Origin of the sequence: Pseudomonas sp. GV071 (assembly GCF_003050835.1) — a bacterium.
Taxonomy (GTDB): domain Bacteria; phylum Pseudomonadota; class Gammaproteobacteria; order Pseudomonadales; family Pseudomonadaceae; genus Aquipseudomonas.
This window is the reverse complement of record NZ_QAOJ01000006.1, coordinates 292,705-311,091: the sequence shown is the minus strand read 5'-3', so window position 1 is coordinate 311,091 and position 18,387 is coordinate 292,705. Positions and strand designations below refer to the sequence as shown.

The window sequence follows — 18,387 nt, the reverse complement described above, 5'->3', positions numbered from 1 at the left end:
TGTGGCAGCACGGAGTGGTTTTAAGCGTGATAGTGAAAGTTTGCTGATTTAAATGAATGTCACTGTATATGCGGCTTGCAGTGGCTATTGACTGGCGTGGCACAGTTTCTGCTATTTCAACTTGGATTTTTATAACTGCATCCCCGCATCCATAGTTGGCAGGAACATCAGTGATGGCGCATTTAAAGAGACAATGGAGTACTGCAACAGTCGCGTTGGTAGTACCAGAGTCAGCGAATTATTTAAGGAAAGTGTTGGCTCAATCGGTTTCTCATGCGTGCGCTGTCGGGCTGACGGCAAGCCTGCTGGCCGCTGGGGTTCAGGCCGCCGAGCCGCAAAGCAAAGTGCTGGCGGCGGAGAAAGCCGAGAGCAGCGAAGAGCCGAGCCGCGAAGGGGTGTTGGACACCGTGGTGGTGACGGCGCAAAAGCGTGAGGAAAAACTCAAGGATGTGCCCATCCCGATCACGGCGATTTCCGGCACGGCGATCCGCGATAAAAACATCGTCACCTCGTCCGATGTGGAGCGCCTGGCGCCCAACCTTTCCGGGCAATCCAGTGGCAACACCGGTGGCCGTACCGGCAAGCCGCGTTGGTTCTTGCGCGGCATCGGCACCAATGATCCAAACGCCAACCAGGAAGGGCCGCTGTCGGTGTATGTCGACGAGGTGGTGGTCGGCCTGCAGGGCGATCAGAGTTTCCCGCTGTTCGACCTGGAGCGCGTAGAGGTCCTGCGCGGACCGCAAGGCACGTTATGGGGCAAGAACAATACCGGTGGCGCGCTGCACTTCATCTCGAAAAAGCCGACCTTCGACAACAACGGTTATGCCCGTCTGGGCGCTGGCAGTTTCGGCAAGCAGACCTTTGAAGCCGCCAGTGGTGGCGGCCTGGTCGACGAGAAGCTGGCCGGCCGCGCGGCGGTCTATTACGAGAAGGGCGATGGTTGGGCGCAGAACATCGTCACCGGTGATGACGGCCCTCAGCTGGAAGACTTCAACGGACGCTTCCAGTTGCTCGCCAACTTCTCTGACCAACTCGACGGTTTGCTCAACTTCAACGTGCGCAAATACCGCACCGGCAATATTCCCAGCTACGTGGTCGGCGCCACCAGCGTCAACAACGTGACCACGCCCAATCCCGGTGGTGCCATCAACCAGGGTGGCAGCAGCTACATTCCGCCCTACGGCGACGACCCGGATAACCGCAGCGATTTCTGGAACGGCGATAGCTCGGCGGAAAACACCCTGTATGCCGGCAGCTTCAAGCTGAACTGGTACGTCGGCGAAAACACCGTGACCTCGATTACCGCGCTGAACTACAGCGATGGTGATACCGAGGCCAAGGCCGGCACCCCGGCGGGCACCACGCTGGATCAGAACAGCACCCTGGGCGACACCTTATCACACCAGTTCACTCAGGAACTGCGCCTGAGCTCTGCCCAGGATCAGGACCTGACCTGGCTGGTCGGTGCTTACTACTACGACCTGCAGGCCGACAGCAAATCGAAGGCCATTCGCTACAAGGTCGGTACTACCCAGGAGCAATACACGCAGAGTTCGTGGGATCAGGATGCCAAGAGCTTCGCCATCTTCGGTAACACCAAGTACCGCTTTACCGAACGTGCCGCGCTCACCCTTGGCCTGCGGCAAACGTGGGAGTCCAAGGACATCACCGAAACCACCCTGACCGCGACCGACACCCTGGGTAACCAGAACATCGTCATCGTGCAGCCTGGGGGCAGTCCGGACTCGGTGCGCGGCAGCGGCGTGGTGGCGCCTGCTCAGTTGAGCAAAGACGCCAACTGGAACAAGACCACCTGGGACATCACCCCCGAATACTTCATTACCCCGGATGTGATGGTGTACGGGCGGATCGCCAGTGGTTTCCGCTCCGGTGGTTTCAACCAATCCATCGTGCGTGGCGACATCATTCAGACCGAACCGGAAACCCTGATCGACTACGAAGTGGGGCTGAAATCCAGCTGGCTGGATGGCCGCTTGAACGCCAACGTCAACGCCTTCTACTACGACATCAAAGACCTGCAACTGAACATTCAGCAGCAGGTGCCGGGCACCACCATCACCAGTACCGCCGGCGCTTCGGATGGCAATGTGAAGGGCCTAGAATTCGAGGTGGAAGCACTGCCCACCGAGTTCTGGCGAGTGACCTCCAGCCTGGGGCTGCTGCGCACTGAATACACCAACTTCAAATACAACATCGGTGGCGTGGACCTGGATGCCAGCGGCAACGAGTTCTACCGCACCCCGGAAACCTCGTTCCGCCTAGACACCGATTACCGCATTCCGCTGGCGGCATTGGGCGGCTCGGTGATTCTCGGTACCGACTGGTCCTACCGCAGCCACATCTACCACAACGCCACGGTGCAGAACGACCCGGTGCAGGAAACCCCGGGCTACTGGCTGGGCAACGCACGGGTCAGCTACCAACCCAATGACAAGCGCTGGCAGGTCGCCGCCTTTGTGAACAACTGGACCAATGAGTCGGAGAAGGTGCTGTCGCAGATCGTTACCACGCGCGGGGTTTACCCCACCGGCTATATCGCGCCGCGCACCTTTGGCGTGCAGACCACCCTCAACTTTTGACCTGAGCGGGGGGCTGCCTGGAGCGTTATTTTGACTGTTGCTCACGCAGCGAATTGCGGCTGAGCTGCTGCTTACGCAGCAGTTTTGTGGCGCGCCTGCAGCCCAGTGCTGGCGCGGTTTTCCCGGCTTTTTTGGGGAGTCGCGCCATAGCTCAAAATAGAATAACTAAATCAGCATTGATGATTAATTGAACTTAAAATTTTACTGCAATATGCGGCCATCGCTGTCCGCATGGATGTGCCGCTGATGACTGTAATTACCCACCCTCATGCCCGCGAGTTGACGAAGTCGGTGCGCGCCAGTGTGCTGGTGTTCAAAGACCCGCGCTCGCAAGAACTGCTCACGCGCATCGAACGCCTGGCGCCCAGTGACGCCAATGCCTTGATCATTGGCGAAACCGGCACCGGCAAGGAAATAGTGGCTCGCCATATTCACCACAAGAGCAAGCGGGGCCTGGCGCCGTTTGTGGCAGTCAACTGCGGCGCCTTCGCGGAAAACCTGGTGGATAGCGAATTGTTCGGCCATGAAAAAGGCGCCTTCACCGGCGCCCGTACCGCCAAGGCTGGCTGGTTTGAAGCGGCCAATGGCGGCACCTTGTTTCTCGACGAAATTGGTGATTTACCGCTGAGCATGCAGGTGAAACTGCTGCGCGTGCTGCAAGAGCGCGAAGTGGTGCGCCTGGGCTCGCGCACACCGGTGCCCCTCGATGTGCGGGTGGTGGCCGCGACCAACGTCAATCTGGCCGATGCCGTGGTGGCCGGGCACTTTCGCGAAGACCTGTTTTACCGTCTGCACGTGGCCGCTATCCGCTTGCCGCCGCTGCGCGAGCGGCCGGGCGATATCGTGCCGCTGGCGGAGTTTTTCCTGGAAGAACATTGCCAGCGTTTGGGCTACGAGCGCGCGGTGTTGACTGCCGAAGCGGAGCAAAAGCTGTTGCGGCACAACTGGCCCGGCAATATCCGCGAACTGGAAAACGCCATTCACCATGCGCTGTTGGTGTGTGGCAATCAGTTGGTGCAACCGGCAGACCTGCATCTGGTGGAGATGCTCAGCGCCGGGGTACGGCTGGACCAGCAGCAACACCTGGAAAGGAGCGCATCCGTGGCGGCCGCTGGTAGCCAGTTGGAAGGCGCCTTGATGGCCTTGTTCGAACGCAATCAGCGCGACCTGTACGACCATATCGAGGAAACGGTGTTTCGCAGTGCCTACACGTTCTGCCGCGGCAATCAGCTGCGCACCGGCCGGTTGCTGGGCATCAGCCGCAATGTGGTGCGGGCTCGCCTGGAGAAAATTGGCGAGCTGGAGGCCAGTCGTTAAGCGACGAGTGCGCCTACTTCACCGGGAACTGGGCCACGTCGCGCTATGCGTCAAATTAGTGTTGGCCACCGGCACTCAATGAATGGTCGGAAACCGCTCTTTGAGCAGCGCCTGAGCCTCAAACGTCATCTCGTCGAGCAAGTGGTCGCGTTGGCGTTCGGCATCGCCCATGGCGTCTTCGCCATGTTGCTTGAGCAGGTAGGCGTGGATCTGCCGGACTTCTTTTGATTGGTAGATCGGATTGAGGTCCTGCACCGCGACCATGCCGCTGGAGCGGTAGTCGCGATTGCTCAGCAGTACATGCGGCCCGCGGGCAGCCAGGAGTTGGAAACCCAGAGCCTCGAAGGTCGGCACCTTGCTGGTGGCGCAGGCCAGTTCGGCGTGGGGGCGGCGGCCGAGCATGTGTTGCAGCAGGGCGCGGGCGATGCCGTGGCGGCGGTGGCGGGTGTGCACGGCGAGGTAGGCGAGGGTGCAGGCCTCGGCGTCGTCCTGGCTGGGCAGGTACAGGGCAAAACCCAGCACCTGGGACGGGTCTTCATCGTCGAGCGCCAGGATCAACCGGGCGCTGCTGTCCACGGCGCTGTCCATGGCTTGCAGGTACAGGTGCACTTCGTAGCCAATCACGTATTGGTACAGCTGGTAGAGCGGGTTGGCGGGCGTCAGTGGCACCGGGCTGATGTCGCTGAAGTAGTCCACCACCATTTGCAGCACCTGGCTTTTCAGGGACTCGGGTGGCGGGGTGTCCAGGTGTACGAGGGTGAACATCGGCAAGCAGGCTCCGGGCAGGGCCGCTCTGGGGGAGTCGGCGCGGGCGCCATTGTAACGCTGGCAAGCAGCGCTGCGGCCACTGGCCGCTGGCGAGTTTACAGCGCCCGTGCCCAGGTCTGGCTGACCAGGTCTTTGCCGAAGCTGTGCATCGGCGCTGCTTCCACTAGTTCGAATCCGGCTTTCTGGTACAGCTTGCGCGCTTCGGTCAGCACGCTGGTGGTCCACAGCATGATTTTTTCGTAGCCCGCTTGCTGTGCAGCCCGCAGGCATTCGTCGATCAGCCGTTTGCCAATGCCCAGGCCCCTGGCGCTGGCGTCGACATACAGCATGCGCAGTTTGGCGGTAGTCGCGTCATGGCGGACGAGGAAGATCGAGCCGATCACCTGGCCGTCTTTTTCCGCGATCCAGCAGCGCTCGCAGGTGGGGTCGAAGTGGCGCAAGTAGTGCGCGACGATCTCGGCCACCATGGCTTCGAACTCAGAATTCCAGCCGTATTCGCGGGTATAAAGTTGCGCTTGCTGTTGCACCACGATGCCCATGTCACCAGGCTGCGGGTCGCGCAGCAGGTACGAGGTGTCGCTGGCGCCGAGCAGCACTTGCACGCGCTTCATCGCTTGAATCAACTGCTCCTGCTGCGCCTCTGGCAGGCGCTGCAGCATGTCCATCACTTCGCCGCGAGAGGCCTGCTCCAATGAACTCAGCACGTCGCGGCCGAGGTCGGTGAGCTGGATCTGCGAGGCACGGGCGTCGGTTGTGCTGCGGGTCTTTTCCAGCAGGCCTTTGTTCTCGAAGCCGGCGATTACCCGGCTCAGGTAACCGGCGTTCAGGCCCAGCAACTGGCAGAGCTCGGCGCTGGTCATCTGCGGCCGCGCACCCAGCTCAAACAGCACCCGGCATTCGGTCAGGGAGAAGTCCGCCTGCAACAGGTGCTCTTGCAGCACACCGATTTGTTGGGTGTAGAAGCGGTTGAAACGGCGAATGCTCTCGGCGCGTGCAAGCAGGGTGGTGGCCATGGCAGGTGCTCATATGTTTGCTTTTGGCAACTATATAGTTGCCTTGGGCAAGCATGTCAATTCGTCTGCGCCGTTCAAGCGTCCTCGCCCTTTGCCGATACGGTGTAAAGACTCGCGTATCAGCAGGAGGCTCAAGGCGATGGATCAGGGAATTCGTGGCGCTACGTTTCAACGCTTAACCAACCGGCACTTCAACCGCTTGCTCAGTCGCGCCGCGGACCCGCAGGTCAAAAAAGTTGCCACAGTGCCCGCGGCGCCGAAGCCGGTGGTAGGCATCACCCTGTCCATCGGCGCCACGCCGAAAAGCACTGAGCCTGATCAATCCAAGCAGGTCGAGGGCTGGCGCACCAAGCCGATGCCGGCAGATGCGTTGGCCACCACCCGCAAACAGATCATTGAATTCGGCGAAGACGCCGAGGTGCTCAACGAGCGGCCCAACAGCGAAGACCCGACTCGCCTGGCCCTCACCGAACAGGCCAATCAGTTCGCCCTGGGCAAGGGCGATAACCCGTTTGCCGGGCTCAGCCGGCAAACCCTGTCGAGCATCAGCTACGACGACAGCGGCACCTACACCAGCACCGAAATCGCCGCCGCCATGCAGGAAATGAAGGACCACGACCAGTATTTCTGGGACGAAACCTATAAGCGCATCAGCGACGCCGAGATCAAGAACGGCAACCAGGACGATACCCGGCCGATGCTGATCAAGGCGCAGCTGAAGATACTCAGCAGCATGGGCGAGACCGAAAGAAACACGGTCGACTACACCACCGAGTCGCTGTCGATCGAGCTCATCGATTGGGAAAACGCAGGCTTCGACGTGCCGGAGGCTGTCGACTACCCCGACCTGCTGGAGCCCGAAGCGAGGGTGTTGGCGGCCACCACTGAGCAGAATGGCAAGGCGGTGTGGAAGCAGTTTTCCCTGAGTGTGCTGCAGGCGCACACCACCAAGCTGTCGCTGCTCAACGCGCTGGCAGATCCGGCGGCAACCAGCGATGACGCGGCTGCAGGCAAAGCCCCGAAAGGCGAGTGGCTGCAGATTTACGCGGAGATAGAGCGCTTCTGAGCCGGCGCTACAAACCCAGTTCAGACAGCCCCGGATGCTCATCCGGGCGACGCCCCAGCGGCCAGCGGAATTTGCGTTCGGCTTCGCTGATCGGCCTATCGTTGATGCAGGCAAACCGATGCGCCATCAGGCCATTGGCGGCGAACTCCCAGTTCTCGTTGCCGTAGGAGCGGAACCAGTTGCCGGAGTCGTCGCGCCATTCGTAGGCGTAGCGCACGGCAATGCGGTTTTCGGTGAAGGCCCAGAGCTCTTTGATCAGCCGGTACTCCAGCTCCTTGTTCCATTTGCGCCGCAAAAAGGCTTCGGCCTCGGCACGGCTGTGGGCGAATTCCGCGCGGTTGCGCCACTGGGTATCTTCGGTATACGCCAGCGCAACCTTGGCGGCGTCGCGGCTGTTCCAGCCGTCTTCGGCCAGGCGCACTTTCAAGGTGGCGGTCTCACGGGTGAAGGGCGGTAGCGGTGGACGGGTTTCAGCGGTGGTCATGGCGGTCGCTCCTGTTGGCGAAGTTGAGGGTGAGGCGTTTGATGACGTGCTCGGCTGCTACCACCACCTGTGGCAGCAAATAATTGGCTTCCCATTCCATCGCGCTGGCGTCGTGCCCAAACGCGTTGGATACGTCGCTCGTGGCAGGCTCCTGCCAGCGTGGGATCGGCCGGGTCTGCCAGGCATTGATGTCGCTTCTGTTCATGTCGCCGCCTCCAGGTTAGAGATCAAGGACCAAGGGTTGCGCGGTGCCGTCGGTTTGCGCCGGGACAGCGCAGCAGATCAGCACCTTGTCGCTGTCGGGCATCTGCGCCGGCGGGCTCGGGTAGTGCACGGCGCCGCTGATCAGCCGGGTGCTGCAGGTGCCGCACGAGCCGCCGCGACAGCTGAATTCGGGGTTGAGGCCGCGGCTTTCGGCCAGTTCCAGCAAGCTGCCGCCATCCGGTTTCCAGCGCGCCTCGGTGTTCGAAGCGGAGAAATACACCGGCACTGGCACGCTGGCCGCCGGCGGTTGCTCCAGTGTCGGCGGCTGCGCGCTTTCCGAACGGCGCAGGGCCGAGGGCCCGAATGCCTCTGCATGGATGCGCTGGTCGGCAATATTCAGGCTGCGCAGGCCGTCGTACATGGCCTGGAGAAAACCGCCCGGACCGCACAGGTAAAAGTCGTAGTCATCCAACGGCAAGCGCGCTTTGACCTGGGCAAAATCCAGGCGCCCGGCCACTTGGTAATCCTGCTCGAGCAGGGCGTCGGTCTCGGGGTTGCTCAGCGCGCGATGGATATGCAGCTGGCCGTTGGCGCGCTGCAGCAGTTCGCTCAGTTCGGCCTGGAACGGCAATTCCGCCAGGCTTCTTGCGCTCTGGAACAGATGAATAGCGCGCGTGCGCGGGTGCTGCTGGTTTTGCGCGACCAGTTCTCTGGCCATGGAAATCATCGGCGTAATGCCCACACCGGCGCCCAGCAACACCACCGGCCGCTCGGTTTCCTCGGTGAGGGTGAAGCTGCCCAACGGCGGGCGGACTTCCAACAGATCGCCGACCTGCACCTGCTGGTGCAAGTGCTCGGAAGCCTTGCCTTGGCGTTTGACGCTGATGCGGATGTGCCCGTCCGACGGCGCACTGGATACGCTATAGGTCCTTACCAATGCATCCGGCCCTGCGCCGATGCGCATCGGCAGATGCTGGCCTGGGGCGAAGGGCACCACGGCGTTATCCGGCGGCTCGAGGAATAGCGAGCGGATGTCGCTGCTTTCCTGCTCGACCCGCGTCACCCGCCATTGCTGCCAGGTCCGGCGCTGCTCGTTCTGGCGCAGGCGCTCGTCGGTTTCCGCCCAGGTGCCGGTGGCCAGGCTGGTCGGCGCGTAGTCCTGGAACTGCCAGCGGATCGCCAGCGCGGCCTTGCGCACCACCACGTGCTCGACCTCCACCGCCCACAACCGCTCGGCCCCCTCAAAGGCTTTGATCAAGGGGCTGTCCAGCAGCAGTTCGGTACGCCCGCTGAGTTGCAGCACGTCACCCGTGCTGAAGTCGACAAACAGCAGGCCAGCCACTGGGTTGCTTTGCAGATTGCCCAGTGTGTTGAAGAACAGATTGCCGGCGTAGTCGGGAATGGTCAGGCGGTTGCCTTCGACCTTGATAAAACCGGCGCGGCCGCCGCGATGGGACACATCCACGGAACGGGTGTGGGCGTCGTGGTCGACAAAGCTGGCGATAAAAAAGGTGTCGGCACCAGCAATCCACGCGCGGCTGAAGTCGTCCAGGCCGGCAAAGTCTTCCCGCGCCGTCGCGCCGTTGGCCGGTTGTGGCACGCGAGTGTAGGTGCGCTCCTGAATGTATTTCGGGCAGTTGCCATAGGACTGTTCGACCGCCACTTCCAGGCTACCTGCCGCTGCGCTCTGGATCACGCCGTTGATACGATTACGCCGCCGTGTGTGCAGCTCGATCCCCAGCATGCCGATGGCCTTGCCAGCTTGCAGCCCGGCAGCGGCCGGGTCTTGCGCATCCGGCTGGGCGCTAATCTGCAGATGCAGCGGGTCGGGCGAGCTGACAAAACCTTCCGGCCCTTCGAGCAGGGTGGCCCACGGGCGATTGTCGGCATCCACCGCGCCCACCACCATAAAAGGCAACTGGTGATAGAACTCGCGATGCTGGTCGGGCATGTAGTCGCGGATCACGCGCTGGCCGAGTTCTTCCATACGCTCAGCCGCATGAAAGTGAGCCTGAAGCTTCTTCTCACCGGCGTGCCAGGGCGATTTCGGCGATTGCGGCAGATGGTCCATGGTCGACGCTCCTTGAATGCGCTGCCGGGCGAGCCGGCAGGCTGATCTTCAGTTCGTACTCAGTTGGCCTGCAGGCCTGCGGCGGTGCGTTGCATCGGCACGAAGCCTGGCAGTGCTTCAATGCGCTGCAGCCAGGCGCGCACGTTCGGGTAGGCCGCAAGCGATACGTTGCCCTCCGGTGCATGGGCGATGTAAGCGTAGTTAGCCACGTCGGCGATGCTCGGTTGGTTGCCGGTGAGGAAGGGCGTGGTACCCAGTTCGCTTTCCATCATGGTCAGCAGTACGTGGGCACGGTGGATCACTTCTTCGGCGTTGAAGGCTGCGCCAAATACGGTGATCAGGCGGGCGGCGGCGGGGCCGTAGGCGACTTGCCCGGCGGCGACTGACAACCAGCGTTGTACCTGGGCAGCGGCGACCGGGTCTGCGCTCAGCCACTGGCCTTCGCCGTACTGGTTGGCGAGGTAGACGAGGATGGCGTTGGAGTCGGCGAGGACGGTGCCGTTGTCGTCGATGACCGGCACTTGGCCGAAGGGGTTGAGTGCGAGAAATTCCGGGGTCTTGTGGGCGCCTTTGGCCAGGTCGACGAATACCAGTTCGGTGGGGACGTTGAGCAGGGAGAGCAGCAGTTCAACGCGGTGGGCGTGGCCGGACAATGGGTGGCGGTAGAGTTTGATCGGGGACTGTGGCATGGGGGTGGCTCCGTGGGGCGTGGACGGGGTGTCACGCTGTGGAGCCATCCTGCGCTTGTGCGTGGGTGGGCAGAATTGCCAGGTTGGGCAATCGTTAATTTCAGTTTTTGCAATAAAGGGGGAGGGGCGTGCTGTACGCAGAGCGCTTACGCGCCCTAAGCGATCCTCTGGCGAGCGGTGTTGTTCTTCTTTGTCGCGTGCGCTGGGCGTTTTGTTTCGCGCCTTACGCGCGAGTCACTTTGCCAGTCGCGGCAAAGTAACCAAAACGCTTGCCCCAACCTTGGCCCTACGCTGCGCTGCGGGTCCCCTCGCTGCGTCGTCGTTCCGGGGGCCGGTGAGACGGGCCATCCATGGCCCATCACACCTCTCGCGGCTCCCGGCCGCTCGACCCCCTGCACAACGACTCCGCTCGGCCTGCGCCCATGGGGCGGGTAGATCAACAGCCAGATCACAAGCCAGATCACAAGCCAGATCAAAAGTCGTGGTGCCTGCTCGATTTTTTTCTGTGGGAGGGGCTTCAGCCGCGATGCTTTTAGGCTGTTTATTCGTCGCGCAAGGCGGGGTGGTTTCGCAGTCGTGGGACGGCGAAGTCGATGAAGGTGCGCAGGCGCCCGCAGGCTTTGCGGCCTTCGCGGTAGAGGAGGTGGACGGGCAGGGCGGGGGCGCTGAAGGGTTGCAGGATGGCTCGCAGTTGGCCGCTTTGCAGTTGTTGGTGGGCTTCGTGGTTCAGGCAGCGGATCAGGCCCAGGCCGGCGACGGCGGCTTGAATGGCGGCTTGTTGGGTGCTGCAGGTGAGCACCGGGGTGGTTCTGATGGTGCGGGTGGTGCTGCCGCTGTGCAGGCGCCATTCGGGGCTGTGGCCGCTGGCGGTGGCGAGGATGGTGCGGTGTTGGCGCAGGTCTTCGGGCGACTCCGGGTGGCCCCATTGCGCCAGGTAGGCGGGGGCGGCGCACATGATCGGGCGGACGTTGCCCACTTCCACGGCAAAGCCCGAGGAGTCGGCCAGGTGGCCCACCACCAGGGCGGCGTCGAGGCCTTCTTCGAGCAGTTTGGGCAGGCTTTCGCGGGTTTCGGTCAGCAGCTGCACGGCGGGAAATGCGTCGAGGTATTCAACAGCCAGGGGCATGAACACCTGGTGCGCCATCAGCAGCGGCATCGCCACGGTCAGTTGCCCGGCGACATGGCTGTGCAGCCCTACGGCCGAGCGTTCGGCCTCGGCGGTTTGTTGCAGAATCTGCCGGCAACGCGCGGCGAACTGTTCGCCCACCGGGCTCAGGCTTACGCCCCGCGGACTGCGCACTAACAAGGTGGCATTCAGGCGAGCCTCCAGCGCCGCCACGGTGCGCAACACGGTGGCCGGCGCCAGCTCCAGCTCGCGGGCGGCGGCAGACAGGCTGCCCAACTCGGCCACGCTGGCGAACACCGCCAGCTGCTGGTAGCGGCTCATGGTTTTACGCCGCCCCGACCGGCTGCAGGGCGGGGTCGCCGAGCAGCTGGCTGTGGCAATAGTCGACGAAGGTGCGCACTTTAGCCGGCAGCTGTTTGCCGCTCTGGTAAACGATATGCACCGGCAGCGCCGCGGTGCCAAAGGCGGCGAGCACAATTTCCAGTTCGCCTTTGGCCACCGCCTCGGCCACTTGATAGGACAGCACGCAGGTGTAGCCCCAGCCGAGGCGCGCGGCATTGATGGCGGCCTGGTTGGAACTGACCACCAGGCGCGGTTGCGGTATCAGATTGGTGACGCCGTCCGGGCCGCTGAAATACCAATGGGTGAGCAGGGTGCTGGCCGAGGACATCACGATCGGCGCGTTGGCCAGATCCTGTGGTTGTGTGGGCCGCCCAACCCGGTCGAGAAAGGCTGGCGCAGCGCACACCACCGGGCGGATTTCGCCCACCTTGAGGGCATGAAAATTCCCCTCTGGCAGCTTGCCGATGCGGATACCGACATCCACCCCTTCCTCGGCCATATGCACCAAGCGGTCCACCAGCAAGGCGTTCACCGTGACCTCGGTGTGCTCGGCGAGGTAGCGGGTGATCAGTGGAATCAGATACAGCTCGCCGAACATCACCGGCGCCGTCACCGTCAGGCTGCCGCGGGGTCGCAGGGTGCTGCCGGCGGCCAGCTCTTCGGCTTCTTCGAGCTCGGCCAGAATGCGTTTGCAGTCTTCCACATAACGCCGCCCGGCCTCGGTCAAGCGCAGGCTGCGCGTGTTGCGCGCCAGCAGCAGCGTGCCCAGTCGGCTTTCCAGCGCAGCAATCGCACGGGTGGCGCTGGGCGGCGACATGCCCAACAGCTTGGCGCCGCCGGCAAAACTTTCCGCCTCGGTCACGGCCAACAGCACCTTCATTTCCTGAAACCTGTCCACAGCCATCACCCGCGTCAGCGTTCGCAAAATGCACAGCCTAATGGGTCGGCGAGGGAATGTCCGCTATCGGCGCAGGTGCGTGCGGCTCACGGCAAGATTGGCTGTTCGTAGCGCTGCTGAATCCGCCTGAGCTCACCACTTGCACGCAGCTGTTCAAGGGCCTCCGCCCAAGCGGCAACCAAGCCGTCGTCGCTGTCGCGGCTGAAGGCGATGTACAGCGATGAGCGATGAATCTCTACCGGTATCTGCTGCAGCACGCCCGGTGCGATGGCCAATTGGCGGCTGTAGTAGGCCACTCCGGCATCGGTGTCGCCGATGATCACCTCGGTGCGACCGGCGAGCAGCATGCGGTACAACTGCTGGCTTTCGTTGGCGCTGCGGTCGAGGTTGCGAAAGCCCATGGCGCGCAGTTTTTCCGGGATCAGACCGGCATGGCGGGTGGTGATCTTTTCCACCTGCTGCAACTGCTCCAGGGAATACAGCGGCGGTCGGCCATTGGCCAGTTGATAGGGGTGAATCGACTCTTCCACGATGGGCCCCACCCACTTGTACAACGGCTCGCGCTCGGCGGTGCGGAACATCGAATACATGATGGTATGGGGGCGGCTCTGCAGCGCCAGGCCGGCGCGCATGCTGGGCAGCATCAGCACTTCGAAGTCATCGCCGGTGCGCTGCATGATGGCGCGCACGATGTCCGTCGCCATGCCAGTGAGCTGATTGTTCTCAACGTAGTTGTACGGCGCCCACTCTTCGGTGACCACCTGATAGGGCGCGGCTGTGGCAGCAGGGCCAAGCACCAGGCAGAGCAGGGCGGCAGTGAGCGTCGAATACTTCACGGGTTGTGCGGGGTACTCGGTGGGTGGTTCAGGCGGGGTGCAGGACAAGCGTAGACGCTGGCACCCAACCTGCACCTGTCAAGGCGTCAAACCCGCACGCGCCAGGCCGCTCGCCACATCAAACAACAACCCCGGCCCCGTCGGTTGCCAACCCAGGCGCTCACGGGTTTTAAAGCCCATCGAGGCTGATCTGCCGTCACCCATCCGTTATCGAGTCGCTCTTCATGGGCACGTGAACAAACTCCTGCGCGTGCATCTCCTGATCAAGCAACTCAGTGATATCGACAAGGTCAGCTTCCGTGGTTGAGGGCCCCCACGCCAACCCGGCTAAGACCGCCAAGTCTTCACCTGTTTTCGAGTCGAAGACGCGTGCGGTCATGGTGGAGGGCGAATCCAGAACGGCCTCAAAGCCCATCGGATAGAAATATTCCTTCAAGCGTGCGCACGCGTAGGGAAAGGTCATCTTGGCCATTTGAACTCCGGCACTTAACGGGTTTGAGCGGCAAGGATAGGCCATTCGGTGGGCCGTTGGCCTGGGAAGAGGGCGGGCTTTTCGTTGATCACGGCTTGAGGGTGTCGTTACGTCAGCCCGATAGACCCACTACTTCGCCTGTGCCGGCACTCGAATCGTAGAGCACCAGTGCCTCTGCGCTGGCATCGGCACACACCAGCAAATCACCCTGAGCGTCCCAGACACCCGATTGCCCGGCGGCCACATAGTTGTCCGCCGGCCCCACGCAGTTGGCCATCAACACCGTCATGCCGTGCTGTTTGGCGATAGCCGGATAGTGACTGTACGCAGCCGCCACGCCGCGCTCGGACTTGGCCACGCTGGTGAAATACACCTGCGCCCCGGCGTCTGCCGCCTGCTGGGCGTGGTTGGCTTGCAAGGATTCATAACAAATGGCCGGCGCCACAACATGGTCCGCGCAAGCGAACAGCTGTTGCTGGGTGCCGGGGGTGAAAAACGGCAGCTCATCGGCATGCAGCTGCTGCTTGGAATAGGTGCAACGTGCGAGCCCTGGCTGGAAGGTGATCATGCTGATCGCCACCCCCGCATCAGCGCGTGTCGGCGCGCCCACCGCGATCAATATGCCCAGGCGCTCGCTCAGTTGTTGAAACACCTCCAGGCGGTCATCGCTCGGCAAGATGGCCAGCGCCTCGGCCAGCGTGGGCTCATATCCGCTCAGCGACAGTTCAGGGAAAAATATCCCGTCAGCGCCGAGGTTGGCAGCCCGCTCAACGACAGCGACATGCTTGCGGATATTTGCCTCGAGGTTGCCTGCGTAGGAGGCGATTTGCGCGGCGACTAGCTTCATTTGCATTCCTTTTGCAGCGTGTTGGTAATTGCTCGGGTCCGGTGCCGCGAAGCGCGAGCAGGTTCTACCCGACTGCCTGCGAGCTCGCCCATTCCACCCGATTACGTCCTGAGGTCTTGCCGCGGTACAGCGCGGCATCGGCTTGCTGCATGGCCTGGTCAAGCGCCTGTGCGCTGGTGAAGGCAGCCGAGACGCCGACGGTGACGGTGCAGCGGATCGCTGGGTGCTGGTTGATGCCCGGTACCTGGCTGTGTTCAATGGCCGTGCGCATGCGCTCAGCCAGTTGCAGGGCGCCCGCGCTGTCGGTGTCCAGGCAGATGAGGGCAAATTCCTCGCCGCCCAGCCGGCACGTCAGGTCGCCTTGGCGGGCGCTGGCGTTGAGCAGCTCGGCGACATGGCCGAGCACCTGATCGCCAACGGTGTGGCCGTAGGTGTCATTGATCCGTTTGAAATAATCGATATCGACAATCAGCAGGTACGCCGGCCCCGCCGTTCGCGAGCGGAAGTGCGCGGCCAGGCCATCCATCAGCCCGCGGCGGTTGAGCAAATGCGTCAGCGGGTCGTGCGCGGCCATGTTGCGCAGCTCATCGGTGAGGCGGCGCAGTACCAGCCACACCGCGCCAGGTGGCATCACAGTGCCGAGGAAGGACATGTAGATATAGAAGGTTGTTTGAAAGCGGGTGTTGAGGTCCAGCGCCGCCAGGCCATCGGTAAGAATCAGCACAAACTTCGCCGCGTTCAGCGCGCCAATGCCGCTGATCAAAATGGCAAACACCACCATCTCAGCGCGCAAGTCCTTGGCCACGGTGCGCCCGGCGTAGAGCAACGCCACCACCATGCCGAGGAACAGCAACGCGCAGGAGAGCGCCAGCAACGCATGGCGAGCTTCGCCGCCGAGCAGCCATTGCACCAGTACCTGCAGTGCCGAGTAGACCACCGCCAGCGTCAGCAGTGGCCGCCACACCGGAACCTGGCGACCGAAGAAGCGCAAGGCTCCCAGCACATAGGCAGCCGGCGCGCAGAGCGTCATCGTATGGTTGACCACCTCGATGAGGCTCCAGTGCGCCGGGCCGCCAAGCAACTGCAAGGTATAGGCAAGGCCCAGCAGAAGGTTGCCCAGGGCGAACACATCCATGCCCAATTTCTTGCCATTCAGCCGTGAGCTGATGAGCAGGAACATCACGCAAAAACACAGCAAGTGCACGCAGAGCATGCCGAGGATGACGGTGGTGACCATGGATTCGCGCACGTGGAGAACAGCAATAGGGGCCCAGCACTGAAGGGGCGACGAGCGCACGCTTTCACGGAAATCGGCAGGGCTGTTTTGACCGGCAAATCCTAGTCGCATCGAACCGGTGAAGGCAATCGGCCAGCGTTATGGCGCAGGCCTGGCGGCGTCCGCCAGCAACTGGGCCCATGACTGGGTCGGCGTCAGTAGCGCCCGTGGGTTGCCGGGCACGCAGCCCAGCAACCGTCCCTTCGGTTACACCTTGAAGCGGCGCACTACGGCAATCAGCTTGTCGTTGGAGGCCGCCAGGGCGGCGGTGCTGCGTTCGCTTTCACTGCCGCCGGACACCAGTTCCTCAACGATATGACGAACCGCAACCATGTTGCGGTTGATCTCTTCGCTGACCGCGCTTTGCTCCTCGGCGGCGGTGGCGATCTGGGTGCTCAGGTCGTTGATGCGCACCACCGACTCGGTCATCACGTCCAGGCCTTCGTTGACCTTGGAGGTTTTGTCGACTGTGGCCTGGCAGCTTTGCTTGGTTTTTTCCATGGCCACCACGGCGGCGCTAACGCCTTGCTGCAGCTTGGCCAACATCTCGTTGATCTCGGAGGTACTGGCCTGGGTGCGGCCGGCGAGGGCGCGCACTTCATCGGCGACCACCGCAAAGCCACGGCCCTGCTCGCCGGCACGGGCTGCTTCGATAGCGGCGTTGAGCGCCAGCAGATTGGTCTGGCCGGCAATTGCGCCAATTACACCGAGCACCGAGTTGATACGCCCGGCGTCTTCCTCCATGGAGCGCACCTTGTCGGTGGCCAGTTCCACTTCACTGATCAAATCGCGAACGCTGTTGGAGGCGTCGTCCACTACAATCTTGGAATGACGCGCGTTTTCGTTGGCGGTCTGCGTCATGCTCGCCGTTTGCGCGGCGCTGCGTGCCACTTCATCAGCCGTGGAGCTCATCTCGGTAATCGCGGTAACGGCCTGGTCAGTCTCGCTCGCATGGCGAAGCAGAATCTGGTTGGTGCCACGCGACTGGCCGCGCAGTTGCTCGATGCCCTGGGCGATCACCGAGGACGACTCGGACACTTCGCTGACCATCTTCTGCAGGTAGACGATAAAGCGGTTCACCGACTCGCCCACCGCGCCAACCTCGTCGTCGGCGCGAATGACGATGCGTTGGGTCAGGTCGGCGTCGCCGGCCGACAGTTTGTCGATGTTGGCTTTGAGCACAGCCAGGCGCTTCATCAATTGGCTGAGGGCGAACACGGTGAGTAACAGCAGCACGATCACCATCGGAATCTGAATGGCGGCAAGCGTGCTCAGTACGTGGCTGCTTTGCGCCGTCAGTACGCTGGTCTGCTGGGCGACAGCGAGCAGCCATGGCGTGCCCTCGATGGGCTGCACAAACAGGTTGTAGTCTTCGCCGTCGGCGTCTTCATAGGTGCTATGGCTGAGCTCGCCGCTCGCCGGTTTTTGCAGGGCGCGCTGCACCGCGGCGGCAAAGGGGTATTGCCCAGCCAGGTCCGACACATTCTTCAGCACGTTGTTGCCGGAGATCTCCGGTTGGTTGCTGAGCACTTTGCCGTCGGCTTCGACAATCATCAGCAGGGCATGCACTTCGCGCTCTTTCTGCGCGACCAGGTCGTTGAAAAAGCCCAGGGTGACGTCGATGGTCGACACGCCAAAGGCGGCGCCATCCTTGCTGATCGCCATGGCGCAGTTGGTACGTGGCTCGGGGCTGGCGTCATCGCGATAGGCATTGGCCCAGTTGCATTGCCCGGCGGGAGCCTTGAGGCCGCCAAGGAACCAGGGCTGCTCGAAATAATTCAGCGACTCGGCAGAGTTCCAATGGGTGTTGACGATCAGTTTGCCGCTGCTGTCGCGGTGGTAGAACGTGCTGTATTTGGCCCGCCCGGCCTCGCGCTTGTTCGGCAGCGGCCAGATGCCACCGCCAAACACCTTGGCCTCACCGTACTGGTTGACCAATGAGGGCAACAGGCGGTCGATGCTGTCGTTATCCAGTTGCGGCACGGTCTCGGTAATTACCCGCTGTTGGGCCTGCACGCGGGCCAACTCGGTTTTGATCACCTCACCGATTTCCGAAGCCTGAGCGATCAACTGGCGTTGGTCGGTAGCGGTAAGGCTCGGCGTAATCCACAGGTTGATGCCTAGCGCAGTGAGTGCCCCAATGAGCAAAACAAAGAGCACGAGCGTGGCCGTGTAACGTGCCTGGATAGTTTTTAACATGTGCCGTTTTCCGCAAGAGTGGGCTGTCTGTGGTTATCGGCACGCGGCGCAATTGCTGAATAGCGCCTCAACAAACCCCTGCAAACGCGTTGATATTGGCGCTCAAAAAGCCTGGCTGCCGCTCACAAAGAGCGTTTCAGCACAGTCGCCGAGCGTTTCGGCACAGTGCGGTTTTATCT

16 protein-coding genes and 1 pseudogene are annotated in these 18,387 nt (G+C 62.3%); 3 read left to right on the top strand and 14 right to left on the bottom strand.

Annotated elements, in window-relative coordinates; all coding sequences use genetic code 11:
* The first annotated feature begins 254 nt into the window (after positions 1–254).
* Entirely contained in the window at positions 255–2,600 is a 2,346-nt protein-coding gene (locus tag C8K61_RS14025) for a TonB-dependent receptor (protein WP_158272507.1), read from the top strand.
* 246 nt (positions 2,601–2,846) lie between these two features.
* Positions 2,847–3,917 carry a sigma-54-dependent Fis family transcriptional regulator gene (locus C8K61_RS14020; RefSeq protein ID WP_108096869.1) on the top strand — a complete coding sequence of 357 codons (1,071 nt, stop codon included), beginning with the start codon at positions 2,847–2,849 and terminating at the stop codon, positions 3,915–3,917.
* 75 nt (positions 3,918–3,992) lie between these two features.
* Here C8K61_RS14020 and C8K61_RS14015 read toward each other — a convergent pair whose 3' ends face one another.
* On the bottom strand, positions 3,993–4,682 hold the full coding sequence (locus C8K61_RS14015; protein WP_108096868.1) for a GNAT family N-acetyltransferase: 690 nt from the start codon (positions 4,680–4,682) through the stop codon (positions 3,993–3,995).
* A 98-nt stretch (positions 4,683–4,780) separates the two neighbouring features.
* Positions 4,781–5,698 (bottom strand): GNAT family N-acetyltransferase, encoded by a 918-nt coding sequence (locus tag C8K61_RS14010; RefSeq protein ID WP_108096867.1) that lies wholly within the window; start codon positions 5,696–5,698, stop codon positions 4,781–4,783.
* A gap of 139 nt (positions 5,699–5,837) precedes the next feature.
* Here C8K61_RS14010 and C8K61_RS14005 point away from each other — a divergent pair, with 139 nt between their 5' ends.
* Complete coding sequence (locus C8K61_RS14005) at positions 5,838–6,764, top strand: hypothetical protein (protein WP_108096866.1); 927 nt, start codon at positions 5,838–5,840, stop codon at positions 6,762–6,764.
* A gap of 7 nt (positions 6,765–6,771) precedes the next feature.
* Here the strand turns inward: C8K61_RS14005 and C8K61_RS14000 are convergent, their stop codons facing one another.
* From C8K61_RS14000 to C8K61_RS27245, 12 genes and pseudogenes are all read right to left on the bottom strand, one after another.
* On the bottom strand, positions 6,772–7,248 hold the full coding sequence (locus C8K61_RS14000; RefSeq protein ID WP_108096865.1) for a nuclear transport factor 2 family protein: 477 nt from the start codon (positions 7,246–7,248) through the stop codon (positions 6,772–6,774).
* On the bottom strand, positions 7,235–7,453 hold the full coding sequence (locus C8K61_RS13995) for a hypothetical protein (RefSeq protein WP_108096864.1): 219 nt from the start codon (positions 7,451–7,453) through the stop codon (positions 7,235–7,237). The genes C8K61_RS14000 and C8K61_RS13995 overlap by 14 nt, the downstream gene beginning before the upstream one ends.
* A gap of 15 nt (positions 7,454–7,468) precedes the next feature.
* Positions 7,469–9,523: a pyridoxamine 5'-phosphate oxidase family protein gene (locus C8K61_RS13990; protein WP_108096863.1), complete on the bottom strand. Its 2,055-nt coding sequence runs from the start codon at positions 9,521–9,523 to the stop codon at positions 7,469–7,471.
* A gap of 59 nt (positions 9,524–9,582) precedes the next feature.
* Entirely contained in the window at positions 9,583–10,212 is a 630-nt protein-coding gene (locus tag C8K61_RS13985; RefSeq protein ID WP_108096862.1) for a glutathione S-transferase family protein, read from the bottom strand.
* A 541-nt stretch (positions 10,213–10,753) separates the two neighbouring features.
* Positions 10,754–11,659 carry a LysR family transcriptional regulator gene (locus tag C8K61_RS13980; protein ID WP_108096861.1) on the bottom strand — a complete coding sequence of 302 codons (906 nt, stop codon included), beginning with the start codon at positions 11,657–11,659 and terminating at the stop codon, positions 10,754–10,756.
* Positions 11,660–11,663: 4 nt separating this feature from the next.
* Positions 11,664–12,560: a LysR family transcriptional regulator gene (locus tag C8K61_RS13975; RefSeq protein WP_178086453.1), complete on the bottom strand. Its 897-nt coding sequence runs from the start codon at positions 12,558–12,560 to the stop codon at positions 11,664–11,666.
* A gap of 104 nt (positions 12,561–12,664) precedes the next feature.
* Positions 12,665–13,414 carry an ABC transporter substrate-binding protein gene (locus C8K61_RS13970; protein WP_108096860.1) on the bottom strand — a complete coding sequence of 250 codons (750 nt, stop codon included), beginning with the start codon at positions 13,412–13,414 and terminating at the stop codon, positions 12,665–12,667.
* 196 nt (positions 13,415–13,610) lie between these two features.
* A complete protein-coding gene (locus tag C8K61_RS13965; protein ID WP_158272506.1) occupies positions 13,611–13,886 on the bottom strand; it encodes a DUF1652 domain-containing protein in 276 nt (91 codons plus the stop codon).
* A 112-nt stretch (positions 13,887–13,998) separates the two neighbouring features.
* Positions 13,999–14,733, bottom strand: coding sequence for a carbon-nitrogen hydrolase family protein (locus C8K61_RS13960; RefSeq protein WP_108096858.1), 735 nt, complete (start codon positions 14,731–14,733; stop codon positions 13,999–14,001).
* A gap of 64 nt (positions 14,734–14,797) precedes the next feature.
* Positions 14,798–15,970 carry a GGDEF domain-containing protein gene (locus C8K61_RS13955; RefSeq protein ID WP_108096857.1) on the bottom strand — a complete coding sequence of 391 codons (1,173 nt, stop codon included), beginning with the start codon at positions 15,968–15,970 and terminating at the stop codon, positions 14,798–14,800.
* A 246-nt stretch (positions 15,971–16,216) separates the two neighbouring features.
* On the bottom strand, positions 16,217–17,059 hold the full coding sequence (locus C8K61_RS27250) for a methyl-accepting chemotaxis protein (protein WP_371919995.1): 843 nt from the start codon (positions 17,057–17,059) through the stop codon (positions 16,217–16,219).
* Positions 17,060–17,074: 15 nt separating this feature from the next.
* Positions 17,075–18,208, bottom strand: a pseudogene (locus C8K61_RS27245) (cache domain-containing protein); the annotation flags it as partial.
* Between the last annotated feature and the right edge of the window lie 179 nt (positions 18,209–18,387).